Below are 18,330 nucleotides of genomic sequence, written 5' to 3' on the forward strand. Positions count from 1 at the left end.
ACATAAAATCTTATTCAAAATGGCTAAAATAGTTGCAGAACAATTGGTAGAAATGCTCGTTGAAGCGGGAGTTAAACGAGTATATGCAGTAACAGGTGATAGTTTGAACTTTTTCAATGAAGCAATTAGAAAAGATGGTAGAATCCAATGGATCCATGTCAGGCATGAGGAGGTTGGAGCTTATGCCGCAGCCGCTGAGGCAGAGTTGGATGGTTTAGCCTGCTGTGCAGGAAGCTGTGGACCCGGACATGTGCATTTAATCAATGGGGTTTATGAAGCCCATCGTGCGCATGTACCTATGTTAGTGATTGCATCAACCATTCCAACAAATCAAATGGGAACCGGCTATTTCCAAGAAACAAACACCTATAAACTATTTGATGACTGTAGTGGGTATAACCAATTGATTACTACGGCCGAACAGGCTCCTCGTATCATTCAATCTGCAATTCAGCATGCAATCTCTCAAAAGGGAGTCAGTGTCATCGGCTTACCGGGCGATGTTTCTGAATTAAAGGCCAAAGAATCAATAACCTCAACCCAAATTTTCCGATGTAACCCTTTAATCAGACCCTCGGACACCGAACTTCAAAAAATTGCTGACCTCCTAAATAAAGGATCGAAAAACACTCTTTATGCTGGAATTGGCGCTATAGGTGCTAGGCAAGAATTACAGCTCCTGGCACAGAAACTAAAAGCACCAGTAGGCTATAGCTTTCGGGGAAAAATGAATGCCCAACTGCCTGCTCCCTATGATGTGGGAATGACTGGTCTTTTAGGCATCCCTTCCTGCTACCAAGCGATGAAAGAAGCGGATGTACTGCTATTGTTAGGTACTGATATGCCATATGATGATTTTATGCCAACCGACAACAAAATAATCCAGATCGATACAGCGGAAGAAAGGCTCGGCAGAAGATGTAAGCTCGATCTCGCGGCAGTAGGCGATATCCGAGAAACCATACTCGCTTTATTACCACTTTTAGAGGAAAAAGTGGACAGCGCCTTTCTGGACTCATTGGGCAATTTCGCAAAGAAAGTACAGGAAAACCTACATGAATATGTTGACGATATAGGCACAAAAGATGCCATACAACCTGAATTTGTTGCCGATGTGATCAACAAACATGCTAGCCCTAATGCCATCTTTACCCTTGACACTGGAATGACCTGTGTTTGGGGTGCTAGGTATATACAGCAAACAGGCGACCGTAAGATGCTTGGATCCTTTAACCATGGTAGCATGGCCAATGCCATGCCAATGGCTATTGGAGCGGCCTTAGCCCATCCTGAAAGACAGGTCATAGCTATGTGCGGCGATGGTGGCCTTTCGATGTTATTAGGAGATTTAGCAACCATAAAACAATATAATCTCCCCATAAAGCTTATTGTTTTTAACAATAGAGCTTTAGGTATGGTAAAACTTGAAATGCAAGTAGCTGGTTTGGTTGATAATCAAACTGATATGGAAAACCCAGACTTCGCTAAGGTTGCTGAAGCCTTCGGCATCCCAGCTATCAATATCCATAAGCCAGAAGAGGTAGATTCGGTCATCGCGGAAACTTTACGCGTCGATGGTCCATTCCTATTGAACATCTTCACCAACCCTAGCGCATTGGCAATGCCGTCCCACATCAGCGCAAATCAAGTCGTGGGCATGACAGAAAGTATGGGAAAACTGATCCTTGGCGGCCGGATGGACGAAGTCTTTGAAACCATCAAATCAAATTACAAACACTTAAAAAGCATATTCTAAACATAAAATAGGGCAAACTAGCAGTTTGCCCTATCCTACTATCCTTCAAAAAGTATTAAACAGTCAACCCTATTTAGGGATGGACAATTGTCTCATGTCTCATGTCTCATGTCTTGTGTCTTGTGTCTAAATACTATTTACTCTTATACAAATGGCTCAACAAGGCGAAACATAAGATAAAACTCATGATAAAGCCAAACCAGGAAAGTACAGGAATACCCCAGATCAGAAATCCAACCCTTCCATGAGCAAGGATACTTGCCCCTACTCCAAAGGTCATTGCCAAAATGGACAGCAAAAATTTATTTCCCATCCTATGCAGGATCAATTGAAGATTATCAAAATCTTGCATTTTGTGGTTTACTGTGATTTTATCCTCTTTTACCTTTTCTAGAATGGTCAACAGATCCAAAGGCACTTCAGTCAGGACATCCTTGGCAAATTTGGCTTTCTCCTTCAATTGCCCTAAAATGTATTCTGAAGAAAATTTCTCAGCCGCTATCTTTTTGGCAAAGGGTTCAATACTCTCAGGCACATTGAGATCAGCATCTAATTGTCGACCTGTACCCTCTAATATTGAAACTCCACGAAGCAAGAGGTAAACAAAATCTGGCAATAAGATATGATTACTTTGCAAAACGATATTTAATTTTTGCAACATCACTGAAATATCAATGTCATCAAGGGCATTTTGCTTGATCATCTCAAATATTTCATAAGCATCCCTTTCCAATCGCCTTTCATCTTCAATATGGTGGGCGACAGAAAGTCTCTTTATGTTTTTTATCAAACTTTTGGCATCGTTTGCCAGAAAATCAAGTACCATAGCCTCTATGATCTTTCTATCCTCTGGAATCATAAAACCCATGGCGCCAAAGTCTATAAAAACGATCTGACCACGATGGTTGACAAAAACATTTCCGGGATGGGGATCGGCATGGAAGAAACCGTGCATCAGCACCTGTTCTAAATAGAGATCTAATACATTTTGCAAAACCGACTTTGGATATAGCCCATATTGCTTAAATCCTTCTTGATCATTAACCTTTACGCCATCTATAAACTCCATGCAGATCAAGGTATCTGTACTAAATTTCCTATAAACTTTAGGAACATAAACATCCTTGTTCTCTTTGAAGTTTCTCCTAAACCGCTCAATATTATTTATTTCATTGGTAAACGAAAGCTCATTCAACAGGGAACTTTCAAAAGAAAGAACGATTTGATAAAGGTTCATTTTATAGACTACTTCATATTTCCGCTGAAGTAGCTTGACTAAATCTTTGATAAAATCCAGGTCAGCTTGAATGACCTCGTCAATTTCCTCTCTTTTTACCTTTAATACAACCTCTTTACCATTTTTTAAAGTAGCTCGATAGACCTGAGCAATTGAGGCTGAAGCTATAGGAATTTCATCGATGGAGATAAAATGTTCATCAAGGTCAACCTCTAATTCATCGGCCAACCTTTTTCGGATATCAATACCTTCTAAAGCAACTTCATCCTGCAGTTTTATTAGCTCCTCCTGTAGGTCTTTGGGAATAATATCTGGGCGATTGCTCAGTAATTGCCCCAACTTAATAAATGTTGGACCCAATTCTTCAATAGCTAGCCGGACCCTTACATTAAAATCTTCCTCAAATACCTTTCGAGCATGATTATTCCAGAACAAGAAACTATCTGGCAATATCCTATCAAGATTGGACCTGGAGACAACTTCATCAAATCCATGTTTCGAAAGGATTTTTAGAATTTGTCCAACACGCTTTATCTTTTGAAAACCATTGATATGCTTCATATTGATATTTATGATGCCTTTTTATTTCCTATTTAAATCCGTAACCAACAATGGATTACCCATTTTCATTTCACTAATAAAATCAGCAACCTTTTGGGTGGAAGCTGCCTCCATTAGAAAGTCAAGTTCTTTTTGCGTAACTCCTACCAATTGGATAAAAGATACTTCTCCATGCGCTGTATTGATCCGCCCTAATTGAGGGTCAAGAGTGGTGACAAAACCAACAATTGCTGTGTCTGTATTTAATCGGATTGGACCCTTTGCCGGAATGAACTGATTCTCTTCAAACCATCTTCCACTCTGGTAAACATATCGGGCAAGATTATTGAAAACCTGCATCGCCCATCCTGGATCACCTTGATCTTCAGCAAAAGGTACCAACCTAAAGGTGAATTCAAAACCCCATTTACTAAATTCACTACTCGCCACTTCAGGATTATAGTAAAGTTCACTCATCCCGTACGTTACTAAATGTAAATGGGCTGGATCTTGCCTATTATCATATACGCTTATACCGTCAATAGGATCGGTTCCGCCTGCGGCAAAATGCAAACCACATAATGGTCCATAATGCCTAGGTTCAATTCCTGGATACACTGTAGTTAGCTGTTCATCGATTGCGGTCCAACCTACCGTATCTTCCTCGTTATATTTCGATAAATATTCTTCTTTAGTCATATTGCTTACTTAATTAATACATTACACACTCAATTGTTTGAGCTTATTTACAAATAGGAATGCTTTCCCTAGATTATTCATTGAAATACATCTAAAATCAAGCCACTCATTCGAATGCATGATTCAAGAAATGTTCAGTTTTCAATTGGTTATAAGTTAATAATCGAAAATCATAATCCAAAAATTAACCGGATTTTCAGTAATGGAAAATTTCATTCTAAATGGGAATCTCTTCTGTTTTTCCCGTAAATTACATCATCAAACCTTGAAAACATGATAAAAGATAGATTAGCATCTGTGTTAGGAAGACGCGATGAAGAACCTAACATTCTATTGGCTCAGGAAATAGCTCAAAACAATGATAAAAATGCTATTGAGGAACTATTCCAATTAATCCAGGGCAAAGAAAAAGACTTACAGAATGACAGCATCAAAGTTCTTTATGAGATAGGAGAAATATCACCTCAAATGATTTCTCCTTATTGTAATGATTTTATGGATGCCTTAAAAAGTAAAAACAACAGACTTCAATGGGGAGCTATGACAGCATTAAAAACCATATCCCTGCTTGAGGCCGATCATATCGCAAATAACATCATGACACTTGAAAATGCGGTAGAACAAGGTTCCGTGATCACCAGGGACAATTATGTCGCCATATTAACCAATCTAATAAGCCTCCCACCATACCAGGAACTTGCTTTCAATGCAATCATCAAACAATTATCGCAATGCCCTACAAACCAATTAGCAATGTACGCTGAGCTGGTCAGTACTAAAATAAAATCACCATATTCCAAGAAATTTACCGAAACTTTATCGGGCAGATTAGAGGAAATCGAAAAAGACAGTAAACGAAAAAGAGTCGAAAAAGTAATCAAGAAAATAACATGATCCAGCCCTTTTATGCATGTTTATATTTGATTAATACATCTGTAATATTTCGACGATATCAGAGAAGCCTTTCTGTTCAGCATGTTCCAATGCAGATACCCCATCTTTATCAGCGATAGACTTATCGGCTCCGCCCTTCAAAAGTATATTTACAATATCCACATAATCCTTGCTGCCATCCCCTAGAATAACAGCCTCTAACAATGCAGTCCAACCTAATTTGTTAATATGGTTTATTGGAAAGTTCTTCGTGTGACATAATAACCGAACTACATCAACATATCCCTTTTCAGCAGCTGGAATCAATGCCGTACCGTTAAATCGGTTAAAAACATCAAAACGCGCCCCATAGGCAAGGTACAATTTTACTAAATCTAAATATCCTGATGCTGCAGCATATAGAAAGGGACTGTTCAACAGCTCATCTTGTTGGTTGGGATCCGCTCCCCGCTTAACCAAAAAAGCTGCCGTTGGATAATCATTCTGATAGGTCGCAATCATTAATAGGTTTTGCGACTGTTCATTAACGTCATTAACTTGGCTATCAATGAGGTTCTTTTCAAGGTAGACAGTATCTCCCCGCCTTACTGCACTTTCAATCTCTGATCCTATTTTCATTTTTGCTTTTCATTGTATTTTTTCAGATTTTGAACAAACAACTTTATTGCCAGTTATTAATATTTCAAAACCTTCTATTAAACAGTCTCAATCAATCCAATCTTCATTGAATTTATTAACTTCAATAATAAGCTCATTCTTACCTGAAATCACAATAAATATATTTAATTTTTACATTACATCACAGCGTAAACCAATCTATATTTTATTGTAGCTAATCGGCTTCAAATCCTAGTCAAATAAAACATTTTTAATCTATTTTCATTTATTATCATAGATCAATGTGCAAGTATAATTTTATCCCAAAATTTGCAGTAATAAACAAAAACGAAATTAAAAATATATGAATATGAAAACTCTATTAAGCTTTTTTACAGCCCTGATTTTAGTTAGCAACGTTGCATTCGCACAAACAAAATGGTCTGTTGACCCTGCACATACGAATGCTCGTTTTGAAATCAAACACTTAGGAATCTCTTTCGTTGATGGAGATTTCACCAAGTTGGAAGGTCAAGTAGAATCTAAAGATTCTGTGAACTTTGACAATGCTACTGTTTCATTTGACATTGATGTGAACAGCATCGATACTAGAATTGAAGCAAGAGACAATCACTTGAAGAGCGATGACTTCTTCAGTGCAGAGAAATTCCCAAAAATGACCCTTAAAAATGCCACCCTTAAAAAAGCTGGCAAAGGTAAATTCAAACTGACAGGAGACCTAACCATTAAAGACGTAACAAAAAGTGTAACCTTTGATGTGATCCAAAATAACGGTACTATCCTAGATCCTTGGGGAAAAACCAGAGCTGGATTTACAGCTACTACTTCAATCAACCGTTTTGATTACAACATTAAATATGCAGACAAAACCGCTGCAGGAATCGACGCTGTCGCTCCTGAAGTAGCCATCACAGTAAATGTGGAATTGGTTAAGAACTAACTCTTAAGGGGAAAATTAATCCACGTTGATTATAGCCTTGAATCACAAATAACTATATATTAATTAGAAAGGGATAGCAAAAACTATCCCTTTTTCTTTGTTATATTTGGTAATAAACAGCATTTATGCTATTCAATAAACCTCCTTATGTGTAAATACCTTGCTAATAGGTTCAGGGAAGTCATGCTTTCCGGGACTTGGATCGCGAACAGCAATTGGCAAAAAGAATTGAGTGATATACATTTCGAACTGGCCATGAAAAAAGTCCCTAATCTCAACCGAATTTACGACCTCAGTTTCCATGTCCTTTATTATATCAAAGGGATAAACCAATTTTTCCAAACCGGAAACCTTGATATTAAAGACTCCCTTAGCTTTCCCATGGTTGATTTAAAGAACAATGAAGAATGGCAATCTTTAAAAGATGATTTATTCTACCAATCTGAAACCCTCGCCAAATCCATTGAGGAAATCTATGATGCTAAACTACAGCAAGATTTCTTCGATGAAAAATACGGTTCCTATTTAAGAAATATCGATGGACAGATTGAACATGCCTATTATCACCTTGGCCAAATAGTCCTGCTCAAGAAAATGCTGACTTACTCCTCAGTCTCATAGGACCAAGACAATAACCTATCTTGGAATATCCTTGAAATCTTATTGAAATAGCGTTTGTGCTTATATCCCATCACCCATTGAATCCCTTCAACGGCATTGGTACAGAATATTTCATCGGCGACTTTGACAATATCAGGTTTTATTTCAGCCTCAACAACCTCAATACCCTGCTCCTGCGCCATATCCATAACTACTCGACGCATAACCCCTGCAATACATCCTTCAGATAACGCTGGCGTATAGAGCACCTTATCATAATAGATAAAAATATTTGAGGCCAAAGCCTCACAAAGGTTACCAGATTGGTTAAGGATCAAGACTTCATCAAAGGCATTCTTTTTCTTGAAAAGTCCTGCCATTACATAGATTAAGGCATTATTGGACTTAATCTTAGATAGCTCTGAATAAGCCTTTTTGTATTCGGTATATATATCAATGATTAAACCAGTCTTTTTATCCCTCAGGGTTTCTGGTTTTCGATCTACTTGCAGAATATAGGCCGCTTTATTGGTTTCTGGACTATACAGCCCTCCCCCTTGTCTGAAGACGATAAGGCGAACCCGGGCTTGCTGTCCCACCATATTGTTTTTGCGAAGCAACTCTTCTACTTTACTGCGGATAAAAAAGGAATCAAATTGGTCGGCATCATCAAAATGCAACATGCTCATGCTTTCCGCCAAGCGCTCCAAATGGAGGTCCAGAAAACGGATATCCCCATCCTTCCATAACATGGTTTCAAAAATACCATCTCCATAACGAAATGCGCGGCTATCAGCGTCTAGTATAGCCATATCTTGAGGTACCACAGTACCGTTGTAGTTAATAAAATGTGTGGGCATAAATATATTTAGAATCTAACTTTGATTAATTGAGCTGTAACTTCTCCATTTCTCTAATGCTAAACGGAAATCTTCCGGCATTGGTACTTCAAAATGCAAAAATTCTTTAGATTTTGGATGAATAAATCCTAAACTCCTGGCATGCAAGGCTTGACGGGGAAGCAAGCTAAAGGTATTCTCAACAAACTGTTTGTACTTGGAAAACGACGTGCCTTTTAAGATTTTATCACCACCATAGGATTCATCACTGAAAAGCGGATGTCCAATGGATTTCATATGGGCACGGATCTGATGGGTTCTTCCGGTCTCCAGTTGACATTCGATCAAGGTAACATAGCCTAAGCGTTCCAGAACACGATAATGCGTAACCGACCACTTCCCCTTCTCTTCATCCTCGTACATATCCATGATCCTTCTATCCTTTAAGTTCCGACCAATATATCCTGATACGGTTCCGTCCTCAGCAATATCACCCCAAACCAAGGCTACATACTTCCGGGTGATGCTATGCTCAAAAAACTGCTTCGCCAAAAAGGTCATTGCCCATTCATTCTTGGCAATGACGAGTAGTCCCGAAGTGTCCTTATCAATCCGATGGACCAATCCAGGACGTCCGGTATTACCCGGCAGGGTCGGCAATTGGTTGAGATGGAAGGTCAAGGCATTGACCAAGGTACCGGTGTAATTATTAAATCCAGGATGAACGACCATACCAGCCTCTTTATTAACCAATAAAACGTCATCATCTTCATATACAATATCCAAGGGAATATCCTCTGGATATACCTCGGTATCTCTTGGCGGATCGGGCAATACCACGGTAATGACATCAAATGGCTTCACTTTATAGCTTGCCTTGATTACTTTATCATTGACCTTTACCGTTCCAGCATCTATAGCATTTTGAATCCGGTTTCGTGAAGTGTTTTCAACCCTATTCATCAAGAATTTATCGATGCGCAACAAGGCCTGCCCTTTATCCGCAACAATTCTTAAATGTTCATAGAGCTCCTGCTCCTCTTGCTCGTTATCCAAATGATCTGTCATGCTGCAAAAATAGCATTTTTATAATCATTCTATTTCCTGCAAGAAAAAAGCATAATTTTAACCCATGCATTTGCCATTTCAAATTTTCAGCCCCGAAGAAGAAATATCGGACCCTCGATTGCAAGAAAAAGATATCAGTCTTTTTATCAAACGTGATGATAAGATCCATCCCTTTATTTCGGGGAACAAATGGCGTAAATTAAAATATCAACTGGAAGATGCTAAATCAAATGACATCAACAATTTAGTGACTTTTGGAGGCGCTTGGTCAAACCATCTGTTGGCCTGTGCTGCTGCAGCAGCAACTTTCGGCTTCCAGGCAACCGCCTATGTCCGTGGCGAGGAAATACGAAATCCCGTTTTGGATATGTGCAAAATATTCGGCCTCAAACTCAACTTTGTAGATAGAGAATCTTATAGAGACAAAACCGAGCTTTACTCAAAAAACCACGACCCCCTTAACAGTCTATTTATTGATGAAGGGGGAAAATCCGAACGGGGACTATTGGGTTGTGCAGAGCTAATCACTGAACTCAAACAAGAATACGAACATATCTTTGTAGCCTCAGGAACAGGCACTACGACCGCTGGACTTCAACTAGGGATTGAAAAAGAAAAACTCAAATCCCAAATCCATACAGTGCCAGTTTTAAAAGGAGCCGATGGCTTGTTGGCGGATTTCTCCCAATGGAATGTGCCGACCGAAAAGATAATCATGCACCCTGATTATCATTTCTCAGGATATGCGAAGACTAAACCAGAATTGATCGACTTTATCAAAAACTTTGTCAGCTCCACCGGAATAATGGTCGAACCTACCTATACTGGAAAGCTTATATATGCGGTTTATGATCTCATTGAAAAAGATTATTTCAAACCGAAAAGCAAAATATTGGTTATTCATACAGGTGGGATAACGGGTCTATTGGGATACCTTGATCTTTTTAACAAGTAAAATGACATTAATCTTAAAGTGAAATCACTTATTAATAATATTTTTACGGCCAAATGGATCAGCATTTACCACTAAATCAACCAATAATAAAAAAATAAAATGCGCATAAAGCTGTTATTACTTCTATTATTTGTCCTAGCTCAATTACCTTCCTTCGCGCTTCAAATACAAATCCACGATACGGTAAGTACGAAAGAACAAAGGGACAGTGTTCTCCCTACTGCCCATTTATACGATATCGTTGATGCATTCAGGGACATCAATCCTTTCAAAAAAGACAACAAAAAACCTTCTGGAAAAAGATCCGCAATTTCCTATCTCCCCAATATTAACTATAACCCTTCTATCGGTGCCCAAATAGGGATTAAAGCTGTGGGCGGAAAAGTGCTCGGTAATGAACCCAATACCACCATGTCCATTGCTGCCACCGCTTTAAGTGCCACCACCCGTGGTATTATCGTGGGCTATCTATTGCATGACATCTACACCCCTGGGAACAAATGGAACATAAAGGGCGGGGCCATGGTAGCAAAAGCGGTAGGACTTGATTACGGACTTGGAATTGGCGGAACACTAGAGAACCCCACTGAAGAAGAACTCATCCTGAACAACCCCGATAGACAGCGATATGTCAATAAATACATGGCTTACACCATCAATGAACGGGTATATAAACAGTTATTCCCCGGAGCATTTGTTGGGGTTGGGGTATTTTTCGAACTTAAAAGACAATTAAGTACCGTAGGTAGCCAAGAAAACATGTCACCTGTAGAAATTTACAGCCGTTGGAATGATTTCGATCCCACTCGGGTAAACAATAACGGTTTTATGGTCAATATGCAATATATGACCAGGGATAATCCTAACTCTGCCTATAAAGGCTATTATGTAGACATGGTCCTTCGCATGAATCAAACTTGGCTGGGAAGCACACATAATGCCTATCAATTACAGACAGATTTCAGAAAATACTGGCAATTATCCACGGATAGACCAAACCATGTCATTGCTTTTTGGAACTTTGGATCTTATAACTTAGGTGGTAAACTTCCATATATCGATCTTCCCGGTACTGCAAAAGACACTTACGCCCGTAGCGGCCGCGGTTATACCATGGGATATTTCAAAGGAACTTCTTTCTTTTACTCTGAAGTAGAATATAGATACCCAATTTTAAGGAATCAGTTCTTGAGCGGTGTCGTCTTTGCAAATATCCAAACAGCAAATGATAAAATGGGAACCAAGCTTTTCCAGACATGGCAACCAGCTGCTGGGGCAGGCCTGAGATTATTATTTAACAAAGCGACCCGAACTAACCTTTGTATTGATTATGCTTTTGGTAAATTTGGGCAGCATGGTTTATTCTTGGGTTTAAACGAAGCATTCTAATTATTTTTATATTAATATTTAAACAATATTAACCTACATGTATTTTAAACAATTTGGCTTAATTAGCCTTTCAGCGACTATTTCTTTCTTTACGGCAAATGCACAAACCATTTCAAGGGACACCAGTATCAACGAGATAGCACCTATTGAAATAAAAGCACATTTCAACTCACAAGCCATGCTGGACCTAACGACTTCAGCCAAGGTTGTTTCCAAAAAATTGATAGAATCTCAAGCCCCTAGCAGTTTCTTGAGCGCAATCAATACCACCAGCGGATTGAGAATGGAAGAAAGATCACCTGGAAGCTATCGACTTGCACTCCGCGGAAGCATGCTCCGCTCACCATTTGGAGTAAGGAATACCAAAATATATTTAGATGAAATCCCTTTTACCGACGCTAGCGGCAACACCTATTTGAATATCCTTGATCCCGTGGGTATCAACAGCATCCAGATCATTAAAGGTCCAGACGGGTCCTTATATGGCCCTAATTCAGGTGGTGTTATCAGATTTATCCCTGAAGGTTTCGGACAGGTCAATAACGAAAAATCCTTAATGCTTTCTGGAGGTTCCTTTGGTTTATTCCATGAGCAACTGCAGATTAACCATCAAGTCAATGAAAACTATAATTTTTCATTTGACCAAGCGTATTTGCGATCAGATGGCTATAGGCAACATACCGCAATGGACAAATTGTTTTTCCAGACTGCACATCAGTGGAAATACAATGCCCATGGTAAATTAAAGGGATTCGCACTTTATACCGACATGGGCTATCAAACCCCTGGTGCATTGACCCAACAGCAATATGATGAGGATCCAACACAGTTCAGGCCAGCTGGCGGGCCTTTCCAAAGCGCCAAAGATCAAAAAGCTGCTATTTACAACAAAACATTTATCGGAGGTATTACCAATGAATACCAGATAACAAATAGATTGAAAAATGTGGTTTCCTTATTTGGGAGTTATACCGACCTGGAGAATCCATTTATTACCAATTACGAATCCAGGATTGAGAAAAACCTAGGTTTTAGGACATACTTCTCCTACGAAAATATCGATAAGCAAGATTTCCAATGGGAAATGCAATTAGGAGGCGAAGGACAAAAAGGCTGGTACAATGTCAAGAACTACACAAATAACTTGGGGAAAATTGGTAACCTAACGGATGATGACAAGCTAGAAAACTTTCAACATTTCTATTTCTATAGATTCAAAACCAAACTTTATCAAAAACTTACAGCAGAGGCATCTATTGGCTTGAACTTTAACGATATAAACTTTAAGAAAACAGCCGCAGGCGAAGTCAATGTAAATGGAGAAATCAACTTTGACAAGAGCTGGATGCCTAGATTGGGATTATCCTATGCAGCAACAGATAACTTCGCTATCAGGGCTTCCATTTCCAAAGGATACTCAACCCCTACCATTGCCGAAGTTAGGTCCTCAGACAATCAGATCAACCAAAACCTCAACGCTGAAACCGGTGTAAACTATGAAGCTGGAATTCGTTTTGAAACCCATGACCGTAGATTTATTGCCGATCTTGCTGCCTATAATTACCAAATGAAAAATGGTATCATCAGACAATTGAACGATGCCGGAAATGAATTTTTCCAAAATGCAGGTAGAATTGACCAAAAGGGAATTGAAGCTCAGGTCCTGACTCAACTGATTGCCAATGATCATTCAGCATTTTTAAATGGCTTGATCCTATCCAGCAACTTAACTTACCAGGATTATAAATTCAAGGAATATGTGATTGGAGAAAACAATTTCAATGGAAACAAAGTTACTTCCGTTCCGAATTGGATATGGGCAAATACACTTTCATTCAAGTTCATTAAGGATATAGATTTAAACATCTTACATAATTTCACATCAAGTATTCCATTAAACGACGCCAATACAGTTTCAGCATCTAAATACCATGTATTGCAAGCCAAAATATCTTGGCTAACCCCTATCTCCAGCATATACAAATGGCAGGTATTTACAGGTGCCGATAATATCCTGAACGAAAAATACAGCTTAGGAAATGACATAAATGCAATGGGTAACCGTTATTTTAATGCTGCACCTACTCGGAATTTCTATGCCGGAGTCAAGGTAATTTTGTAAGGTTTTTGCTTTTTCCAGATTCTTTCCAGAATCTATTGGCTTTATTGTAAACTATTATAAGATGAAGATACTAATTATTGAAGACGAGAAAGAGCTATTGCTCACCATGGAAGAATTCCTTAAATCTGAAAACTTCCTAATTGAATCAGCAACAGATTACAATACAGCCCTAGAAAAAGCCATGAACTATCAATATGACTGCATTTTACTGGATATCATGCTCCCCGGAGGCAGTGGACTCGATATTTTGCGGGCACTTAAAGAGGAGCATAAAAAACAACCGGTGCTCATCCTTTCGGCAAAAGACTCTGTTGAGGACAAAGTCTTGGGATTAGAGATCGGGGCAGACGATTATCTCGCCAAACCCTTCCACCTTGCTGAATTGCTGGCTAGGGTGAAATCCATTATCCGCAGGAATTCCAATGATGGTGAACAATGGGTAAAATATAAAAATGTTAGTCTTAACCCCGAGAGCAGAATTGTCCAGATCAATGAAAACCCCATCAACTTCAACCGTAAGGAGTTTGACCTGTTCCACTATTTCCTACTAAGACCGAACAGGTTACTGGAAAAAACAAGTTTGGTTGAGTCGGTTTGGGGAGACCATACCGATCAAGCTGACAATCTGGACTTTATCTATTCACAAATTAAAAACATCCGCAAGAAACTGAAAGATTCTTCAGCGGAAATGGATATTCAGGCAGTTTATGGGGTCGGGTATAAATTAGTATAATGTCGGTTTCAATAAAATATTACACCAATAAGTTTCTGGCCATTGCCATCCTGATCATTATGGCAGTATGGGCATTGCTGTTCTATGCCTTCCTGATGGACGAGGTCTATGATAACATCGATGATGGCCTAAAGAACCAAAAGTTAGAAATTATCCGAGAAGCCTACAATAATCCCGATATTATCAATAATAACAAGGAATATGGGATAAACCAGTTCAAGATATACCTGACCGAAGCCAAGGAAGATATTGACAAAAACCATTTTTCAAGGGAATTTATGTATATGCCCTATGATGATGAGGATGAACCATACAGAATCTTAAGAACGGGCTTCTACTCAAAAGATAGGATAGCCTATGGCCTGGACATCAGAACATCCACTGTCGAAGAGGATGATTACCTGATCAATCTCGCCATAGCGCTTGCAGTTTTATACCTTGTAATCGTTTTAAGCATATTGATCATCAATTATTTCGTGATGAGCAAGGGCTGGAAACCATTTCAAAATATTTTAAAAAACCTAAGCAACTACCGATTTGGTCATAGTAAAACCTTCGAACCCACCGTCACCAAGGTCAAGGAGTTTGAAGAGCTAAATACCCAGATCAAGCAAATGATAGACCGCAATGAAGGCCTATTCGAAGAACAAAAGCTGTTTTTGGAGAATGCATCCCATGAGCTCCAAACGCCTTTGGCCATTACTATCGGCAAATTAGACCTGCTCCTGCAAGAAGGTGACCTCCCTGAGGAAAAAACCATTAAGATTGCTGAAGCTAAACAGGCTCTTCACCGGATGGTGGCCCTGAATAAATCCTTGCTTATGCTTTCCAGGATCGAGAACAATCAATACAGCAGCAGCACTGAGGTCAATTTCAATGACCTGATCAAAAGGAAACTGGAAGAACTGGAGGATTTCATTCAATTCAAGGAACTAAAAGTCGATTTTATCCAGCATGATCAATTTATTGCTAATCTCAACTTTGACCTTGCCCACATCTTGATTTCCAACCTGCTTAGGAATGCCATAAAATACAATTATAAAGATGGGTTTATCCGAATAACGGTAAACAAAAGAGAGATTGACTTTGCCAATAGCAGTGAAAATGGAGCCTTAAACCCACAGTATATCTTCAAACGCTTCCATAAAGGCAATCAGGATAGTCAATCCAATGGGCTAGGTCTATCGATTGTCCAAACGATCCTGGACAAATACCCTCATATCCAAATTGAATACGGATATGCCCAAGCAGAACAGCATTTTAAACTAAAAATTTGAAATAATTTAGAAATAAACCCCTTTTTCCCAATTCTTTCCAGATTTGACATAGAAATTTGATTAAACAAAAAATTAAACGATATGAAAAATCTAATAAAAACACTGATGTTATTGTTTATTGCTGGATCATCTTTCCAAGCAATGGCTCAGGAAAAAGTAATTGAAGTTGCAAACTTGCCTAAAACAGCGCAAAACTTCCTTCAAAAGCATTATGCAAATGATAAAGTTGCCTTGACAAAATCTGAAAAGGAAACATTATCCCCTATTGAATACAAGGTAGTGCTTGCAAGTGGAACTGAAGTAGAATTTGATAGCAAGGGTGAATGGACTGAAGTAGATGCAAATACTGTTGCAGTACCTCAAGACATCGTTCCTGCAAAAATTAAATCTTATGTTCAAAAAAGCTTCCCTGACAACAATATCGTACAGATCAAAAAAGAAAAAAAGGGATATGAGGTTGAATTAACCAACGGAATCGAAGTTAAATTCAACAAAAATGCAGACTTCATCAAGATCGATGACTAATTGAAATACACACACAATAATCTTAATAAAACTTTAAAATGAAAAAATTACTTCTAGCACTAACTGTTCTTCTATCATTCGCTACTTTAACGATGTCTTGTGATAAAGAGTCTGTAATTACTGAGGATCAGCTTCCACAAAGTGCAAATCAATTCTTAAACGAAAACTTCAAAGGCGTGAAAATCTTATCCGTAGTTGAAGAAAAAGAAGGGCTTTCTGGAAAAGAATTTGATGTACTCCTTGATAACGGAATAGAAATCAAATTCGACAAAAATGGTCAATGGTTAGATATCGACGCTAAAGCCGATACAGCAACATTACCAGATAATTTGATCCCTACAGCTATCAGAGACTATGTAAAACAAAACTATGCGAATGCTGGCATCAATAGCATTGAAAAAGAAAAACACGGCTACGATGTCGAACTTACAAACGGCTTAGATCTAGTATTCGACAAAGACGGTAAATTCGTTAGGATAGATCCGTAAAAGTTGTATTTAGTAGAAAGTATTTAGTATTTAGACAAAAAGGTCCTGTGGAACATCATAGGACCTTTCTTTATATCATTAATTAGTATTTAGTAGTAAGTATTTAGTATTAAGACGGTTTGTTACTGTAGAGAAAGAAACCAGCGGGGTGTGACATCTTTATAGAAATTGTATGTTTGAAATGGTCAACCCACAGAGTGGGTGAAATGTTTATAGAAAGGTAAATCGTCAAAAGGACAACCCCTAGCGGGGGTGAAATATTTTTCTATAACCCTTTTGTGTCACCCTGAAGGCTCGGCCGAAGGGTCTCGGAACTAAGCAGGCTTGCCAAAAACAGTTTTCTCATCTTGCGATTCGAAATGACCCGCATCCCTAAAAAAATAAGAAATAGATTCTTCGTTTTACTCTGAATCCCTCTCAGGAGGCTTCCAATTCTGAACGATCAGTGAAGAATCTGTACGTGAATGCCTCAACATGTTCTTGTCATTCTTGATCGAAGATCAAGGACCTGTTCGCCAATGAAATTAGGTTTGCATAGTTCCAAGATTCTTCCTGCGTCAGAATGACACCGTGGCGGAAACCGAAAATGTAGGAAATCACGTATTACAAACCTATTATTTATTCAAAATATGAAGCGGGCGAATGCGATTCGCCCCTACGGAAATATGATTAAATATAGTCTTAGAAACTACGTTCAAATCATAATCTTGGTCCATCCTCGCATCCAGTACCCCGAGCGGCATCAAGCCCAGTTTCTAGCCAATCAACTATAATTGACTCAACCTATCTCAATATCCAAGACCAACAAAGTCTAAATACTAAATACTATATACTTAAATACTATTCAGATAAATAACTCGTCTTCACGGTAATATTCGCAGTTTTCTTTCTGGAGGTCACATTAAAGGCACCACCATAGGAATATTCTTCATTTTCATTCTGACCGGTAATCTGGAAGATCCCTAAATCGGCTTTGACAAGAGAACCTAAAGAAGATCCCGCTTCCTTAGCGATGTTTTCTGCCCTTACCTTTGCATTCTGGGAGGCCTCTGAGATTAACTTCAATTTCAGGTCTTCAAGACCCGAGAAATAGTAGTTAGGAGCATTGGAGGCCAACTCTACCCCTTGCGAGATCAAGGTGGAGATTTCACGCGAAGCGTTGGCAACCTTATCTAAATCTTTTGATTCAATGGAAACATTTTGGGAAAGGCTATATCCGGTAAAGGTATTGAAGCTATTTCCATTCTGATCGGTATGGTAGGTAAAGTCACGGGCAATATTAACGGCATTGAACAGAATCTCTTTTTCATTGATCCCTTGGCGAACCAAAAAATCCTTCACCAATTCACGATCTCGCTTCAATTGTTCGGAAGCTTCACTTAAATCCATGGATTTACGGCTGAACACTGCAGACCATTTCACGATATCAGACTCAAAATTAGTCATCGCATTACCGGTCACATTAATCGTATTGGAATTTCTGTACTTATACTTATAGGCATTACCAAAGATCATGGCAAACACAATGATGGATAGGCCGGCGATAATACTGATTATAATACCTGTGTTTTTCATATAAAGTGAATTAATGCGATTATACTAAAATTGTTATCTTTTAACCTAACCTAAGTTAACAAATTTTGGGTATTA

17 protein-coding genes are annotated in these 18,330 nt (G+C 38.7%); 11 read left to right on the top strand and 6 right to left on the bottom strand.

Going from position 1 to position 18,330, the window contains the following annotated elements:
- Nucleotides 1–19 precede the first annotated feature (19 nt).
- The gene (locus tag ACWICE_RS09930) at nt 20–1,756 is read left to right on the top strand and encodes a thiamine pyrophosphate-dependent enzyme (protein ID WP_454298256.1); all 1,737 of its coding nucleotides are present in this window, start codon (nt 20–22) and stop codon (nt 1,754–1,756) included.
- Nucleotides 1,757–1,889: 133 nt separating this feature from the next.
- On the opposite strand, the gene ACWICE_RS09935 is transcribed toward ACWICE_RS09930, so the two are convergent.
- Nucleotides 1,890–3,554, bottom strand: a complete 1,665-nt coding sequence (locus tag ACWICE_RS09935) for an ABC1 kinase family protein (protein ID WP_454298257.1) — start codon at nt 3,552–3,554, stop codon at nt 1,890–1,892.
- Nucleotides 3,555–3,575: 21 nt separating this feature from the next.
- Complete coding sequence (locus ACWICE_RS09940) at nt 3,576–4,232, bottom strand: suppressor of fused domain protein (protein ID WP_454298258.1); 657 nt, start codon at nt 4,230–4,232, stop codon at nt 3,576–3,578.
- A gap of 273 nt (nt 4,233–4,505) precedes the next feature.
- On the opposite strand from ACWICE_RS09940, the gene ACWICE_RS09945 reads away from it, so the two are divergent.
- On the top strand, nt 4,506–5,126 hold the full coding sequence (locus ACWICE_RS09945) for a hypothetical protein (RefSeq protein ID WP_454298259.1): 621 nt from the start codon (nt 4,506–4,508) through the stop codon (nt 5,124–5,126).
- Nucleotides 5,127–5,156: 30 nt separating this feature from the next.
- On the opposite strand, the gene ACWICE_RS09950 is transcribed toward ACWICE_RS09945, so the two are convergent.
- On the bottom strand, nt 5,157–5,744 hold the full coding sequence (locus ACWICE_RS09950) for an ankyrin repeat domain-containing protein (RefSeq protein ID WP_185212448.1): 588 nt from the start codon (nt 5,742–5,744) through the stop codon (nt 5,157–5,159).
- A 349-nt stretch (nt 5,745–6,093) separates the two neighbouring features.
- Between ACWICE_RS09950 and ACWICE_RS09955 the strand changes: the two genes are divergently transcribed.
- Entirely contained in the window at nt 6,094–6,684 is a 591-nt protein-coding gene (locus tag ACWICE_RS09955; protein ID WP_185212449.1) for a YceI family protein, read from the top strand.
- 147 nt (nt 6,685–6,831) lie between these two features.
- A complete protein-coding gene (locus ACWICE_RS09960; RefSeq protein ID WP_454298260.1) occupies nt 6,832–7,305 on the top strand; it encodes a DUF1572 domain-containing protein in 474 nt (157 codons plus the stop codon).
- Here the strand turns inward: ACWICE_RS09960 and ACWICE_RS09965 are convergent.
- Together ACWICE_RS09965 and ACWICE_RS09970 are read right to left on the bottom strand one after the other, a co-directional pair.
- On the bottom strand, nt 7,287–8,144 hold the full coding sequence (locus tag ACWICE_RS09965) for an aminotransferase class IV (protein ID WP_185216655.1): 858 nt from the start codon (nt 8,142–8,144) through the stop codon (nt 7,287–7,289). The two genes, ACWICE_RS09960 and ACWICE_RS09965, sit on opposite strands and share 19 nt — an antisense overlap.
- Nucleotides 8,145–8,159: 15 nt before the next feature.
- Nucleotides 8,160–9,191, bottom strand: coding sequence for an RluA family pseudouridine synthase (locus ACWICE_RS09970; RefSeq protein WP_313368793.1), 1,032 nt, complete (start codon nt 9,189–9,191; stop codon nt 8,160–8,162).
- Between the two features lie 64 nt (nt 9,192–9,255).
- On the opposite strand from ACWICE_RS09970, the gene ACWICE_RS09975 reads away from it, so the two are divergent.
- From ACWICE_RS09975 to ACWICE_RS10005, 7 genes are all read left to right on the top strand, one after another.
- A complete protein-coding gene (locus ACWICE_RS09975; RefSeq protein ID WP_454298261.1) occupies nt 9,256–10,146 on the top strand; it encodes a 1-aminocyclopropane-1-carboxylate deaminase/D-cysteine desulfhydrase in 891 nt (296 codons plus the stop codon).
- 99 nt (nt 10,147–10,245) lie between these two features.
- A complete protein-coding gene (locus ACWICE_RS09980) occupies nt 10,246–11,535 on the top strand; it encodes a BamA/TamA family outer membrane protein (RefSeq protein WP_313259608.1) in 1,290 nt (429 codons plus the stop codon).
- A gap of 37 nt (nt 11,536–11,572) precedes the next feature.
- Nucleotides 11,573–13,657, top strand: coding sequence for a TonB-dependent receptor (locus tag ACWICE_RS09985; protein ID WP_454298262.1), 2,085 nt, complete (start codon nt 11,573–11,575; stop codon nt 13,655–13,657).
- A 61-nt stretch (nt 13,658–13,718) separates the two neighbouring features.
- Nucleotides 13,719–14,390, top strand: coding sequence for a response regulator transcription factor (locus ACWICE_RS09990; protein ID WP_313259613.1), 672 nt, complete (start codon nt 13,719–13,721; stop codon nt 14,388–14,390).
- On the top strand, nt 14,390–15,667 hold the full coding sequence (locus ACWICE_RS09995; RefSeq protein ID WP_454298263.1) for a sensor histidine kinase: 1,278 nt from the start codon (nt 14,390–14,392) through the stop codon (nt 15,665–15,667). Before ACWICE_RS09990 ends, ACWICE_RS09995 begins: the two co-directional genes overlap by 1 nt.
- 81 nt (nt 15,668–15,748) lie before the next feature.
- Nucleotides 15,749–16,192 (top strand): PepSY-like domain-containing protein, encoded by a 444-nt coding sequence (locus tag ACWICE_RS10000; protein WP_185212466.1) that lies wholly within the window; start codon nt 15,749–15,751, stop codon nt 16,190–16,192.
- Nucleotides 16,193–16,284: 92 nt separating this feature from the next.
- Nucleotides 16,285–16,680: a PepSY-like domain-containing protein gene (locus tag ACWICE_RS10005; RefSeq protein WP_313259617.1), complete on the top strand. Its 396-nt coding sequence runs from the start codon at nt 16,285–16,287 to the stop codon at nt 16,678–16,680.
- An 840-nt stretch (nt 16,681–17,520) separates the two neighbouring features.
- On the opposite strand, the gene ACWICE_RS10010 is transcribed toward ACWICE_RS10005, so the two are convergent.
- Nucleotides 17,521–18,255 carry an SIMPL domain-containing protein gene (locus tag ACWICE_RS10010; RefSeq protein WP_185212470.1) on the bottom strand — a complete coding sequence of 245 codons (735 nt, stop codon included), beginning with the start codon at nt 18,253–18,255 and terminating at the stop codon, nt 17,521–17,523.
- Nucleotides 18,256–18,330 lie beyond the last annotated feature (75 nt).

The sequence above is a fragment of the Sphingobacterium sp. NPDC055346 genome, assembly GCF_053645235.1.

Coding starts and splice junctions, on each gene's coding strand:
- ACWICE_RS09930 (WP_454298256.1), top strand. CDS start 20: ATGGCTAAAATAGTTGCAGAACAATTGGTAGAAATGCTCGTTGAAGCG.
- ACWICE_RS09935 (WP_454298257.1), bottom strand. CDS start 3,554: ATGAAGCATATCAATGGTTTTCAAAAGATAAAGCGTGTTGGACAAATT.
- ACWICE_RS09940 (WP_454298258.1), bottom strand. CDS start 4,232: ATGACTAAAGAAGAATATTTATCGAAATATAACGAGGAAGATACGGTA.
- ACWICE_RS09945 (WP_454298259.1), top strand. CDS start 4,506: ATGATAAAAGATAGATTAGCATCTGTGTTAGGAAGACGCGATGAAGAA.
- ACWICE_RS09950 (WP_185212448.1), bottom strand. CDS start 5,744: ATGAAAATAGGATCAGAGATTGAAAGTGCAGTAAGGCGGGGAGATACT.
- ACWICE_RS09955 (WP_185212449.1), top strand. CDS start 6,094: ATGAAAACTCTATTAAGCTTTTTTACAGCCCTGATTTTAGTTAGCAAC.
- ACWICE_RS09960 (WP_454298260.1), top strand. CDS start 6,832: ATGTGTAAATACCTTGCTAATAGGTTCAGGGAAGTCATGCTTTCCGGG.
- ACWICE_RS09965 (WP_185216655.1), bottom strand. CDS start 8,144: ATGCCCACACATTTTATTAACTACAACGGTACTGTGGTACCTCAAGAT.
- ACWICE_RS09970 (WP_313368793.1), bottom strand. CDS start 9,191: ATGACAGATCATTTGGATAACGAGCAAGAGGAGCAGGAGCTCTATGAA.
- ACWICE_RS09975 (WP_454298261.1), top strand. CDS start 9,256: ATGCATTTGCCATTTCAAATTTTCAGCCCCGAAGAAGAAATATCGGAC.
- ACWICE_RS09980 (WP_313259608.1), top strand. CDS start 10,246: ATGCGCATAAAGCTGTTATTACTTCTATTATTTGTCCTAGCTCAATTA.
- ACWICE_RS09985 (WP_454298262.1), top strand. CDS start 11,573: ATGTATTTTAAACAATTTGGCTTAATTAGCCTTTCAGCGACTATTTCT.
- ACWICE_RS09990 (WP_313259613.1), top strand. CDS start 13,719: ATGAAGATACTAATTATTGAAGACGAGAAAGAGCTATTGCTCACCATG.
- ACWICE_RS09995 (WP_454298263.1), top strand. CDS start 14,390: ATGTCGGTTTCAATAAAATATTACACCAATAAGTTTCTGGCCATTGCC.
- ACWICE_RS10000 (WP_185212466.1), top strand. CDS start 15,749: ATGAAAAATCTAATAAAAACACTGATGTTATTGTTTATTGCTGGATCA.
- ACWICE_RS10005 (WP_313259617.1), top strand. CDS start 16,285: ATGTCTTGTGATAAAGAGTCTGTAATTACTGAGGATCAGCTTCCACAA.
- ACWICE_RS10010 (WP_185212470.1), bottom strand. CDS start 18,255: ATGAAAAACACAGGTATTATAATCAGTATTATCGCCGGCCTATCCATC.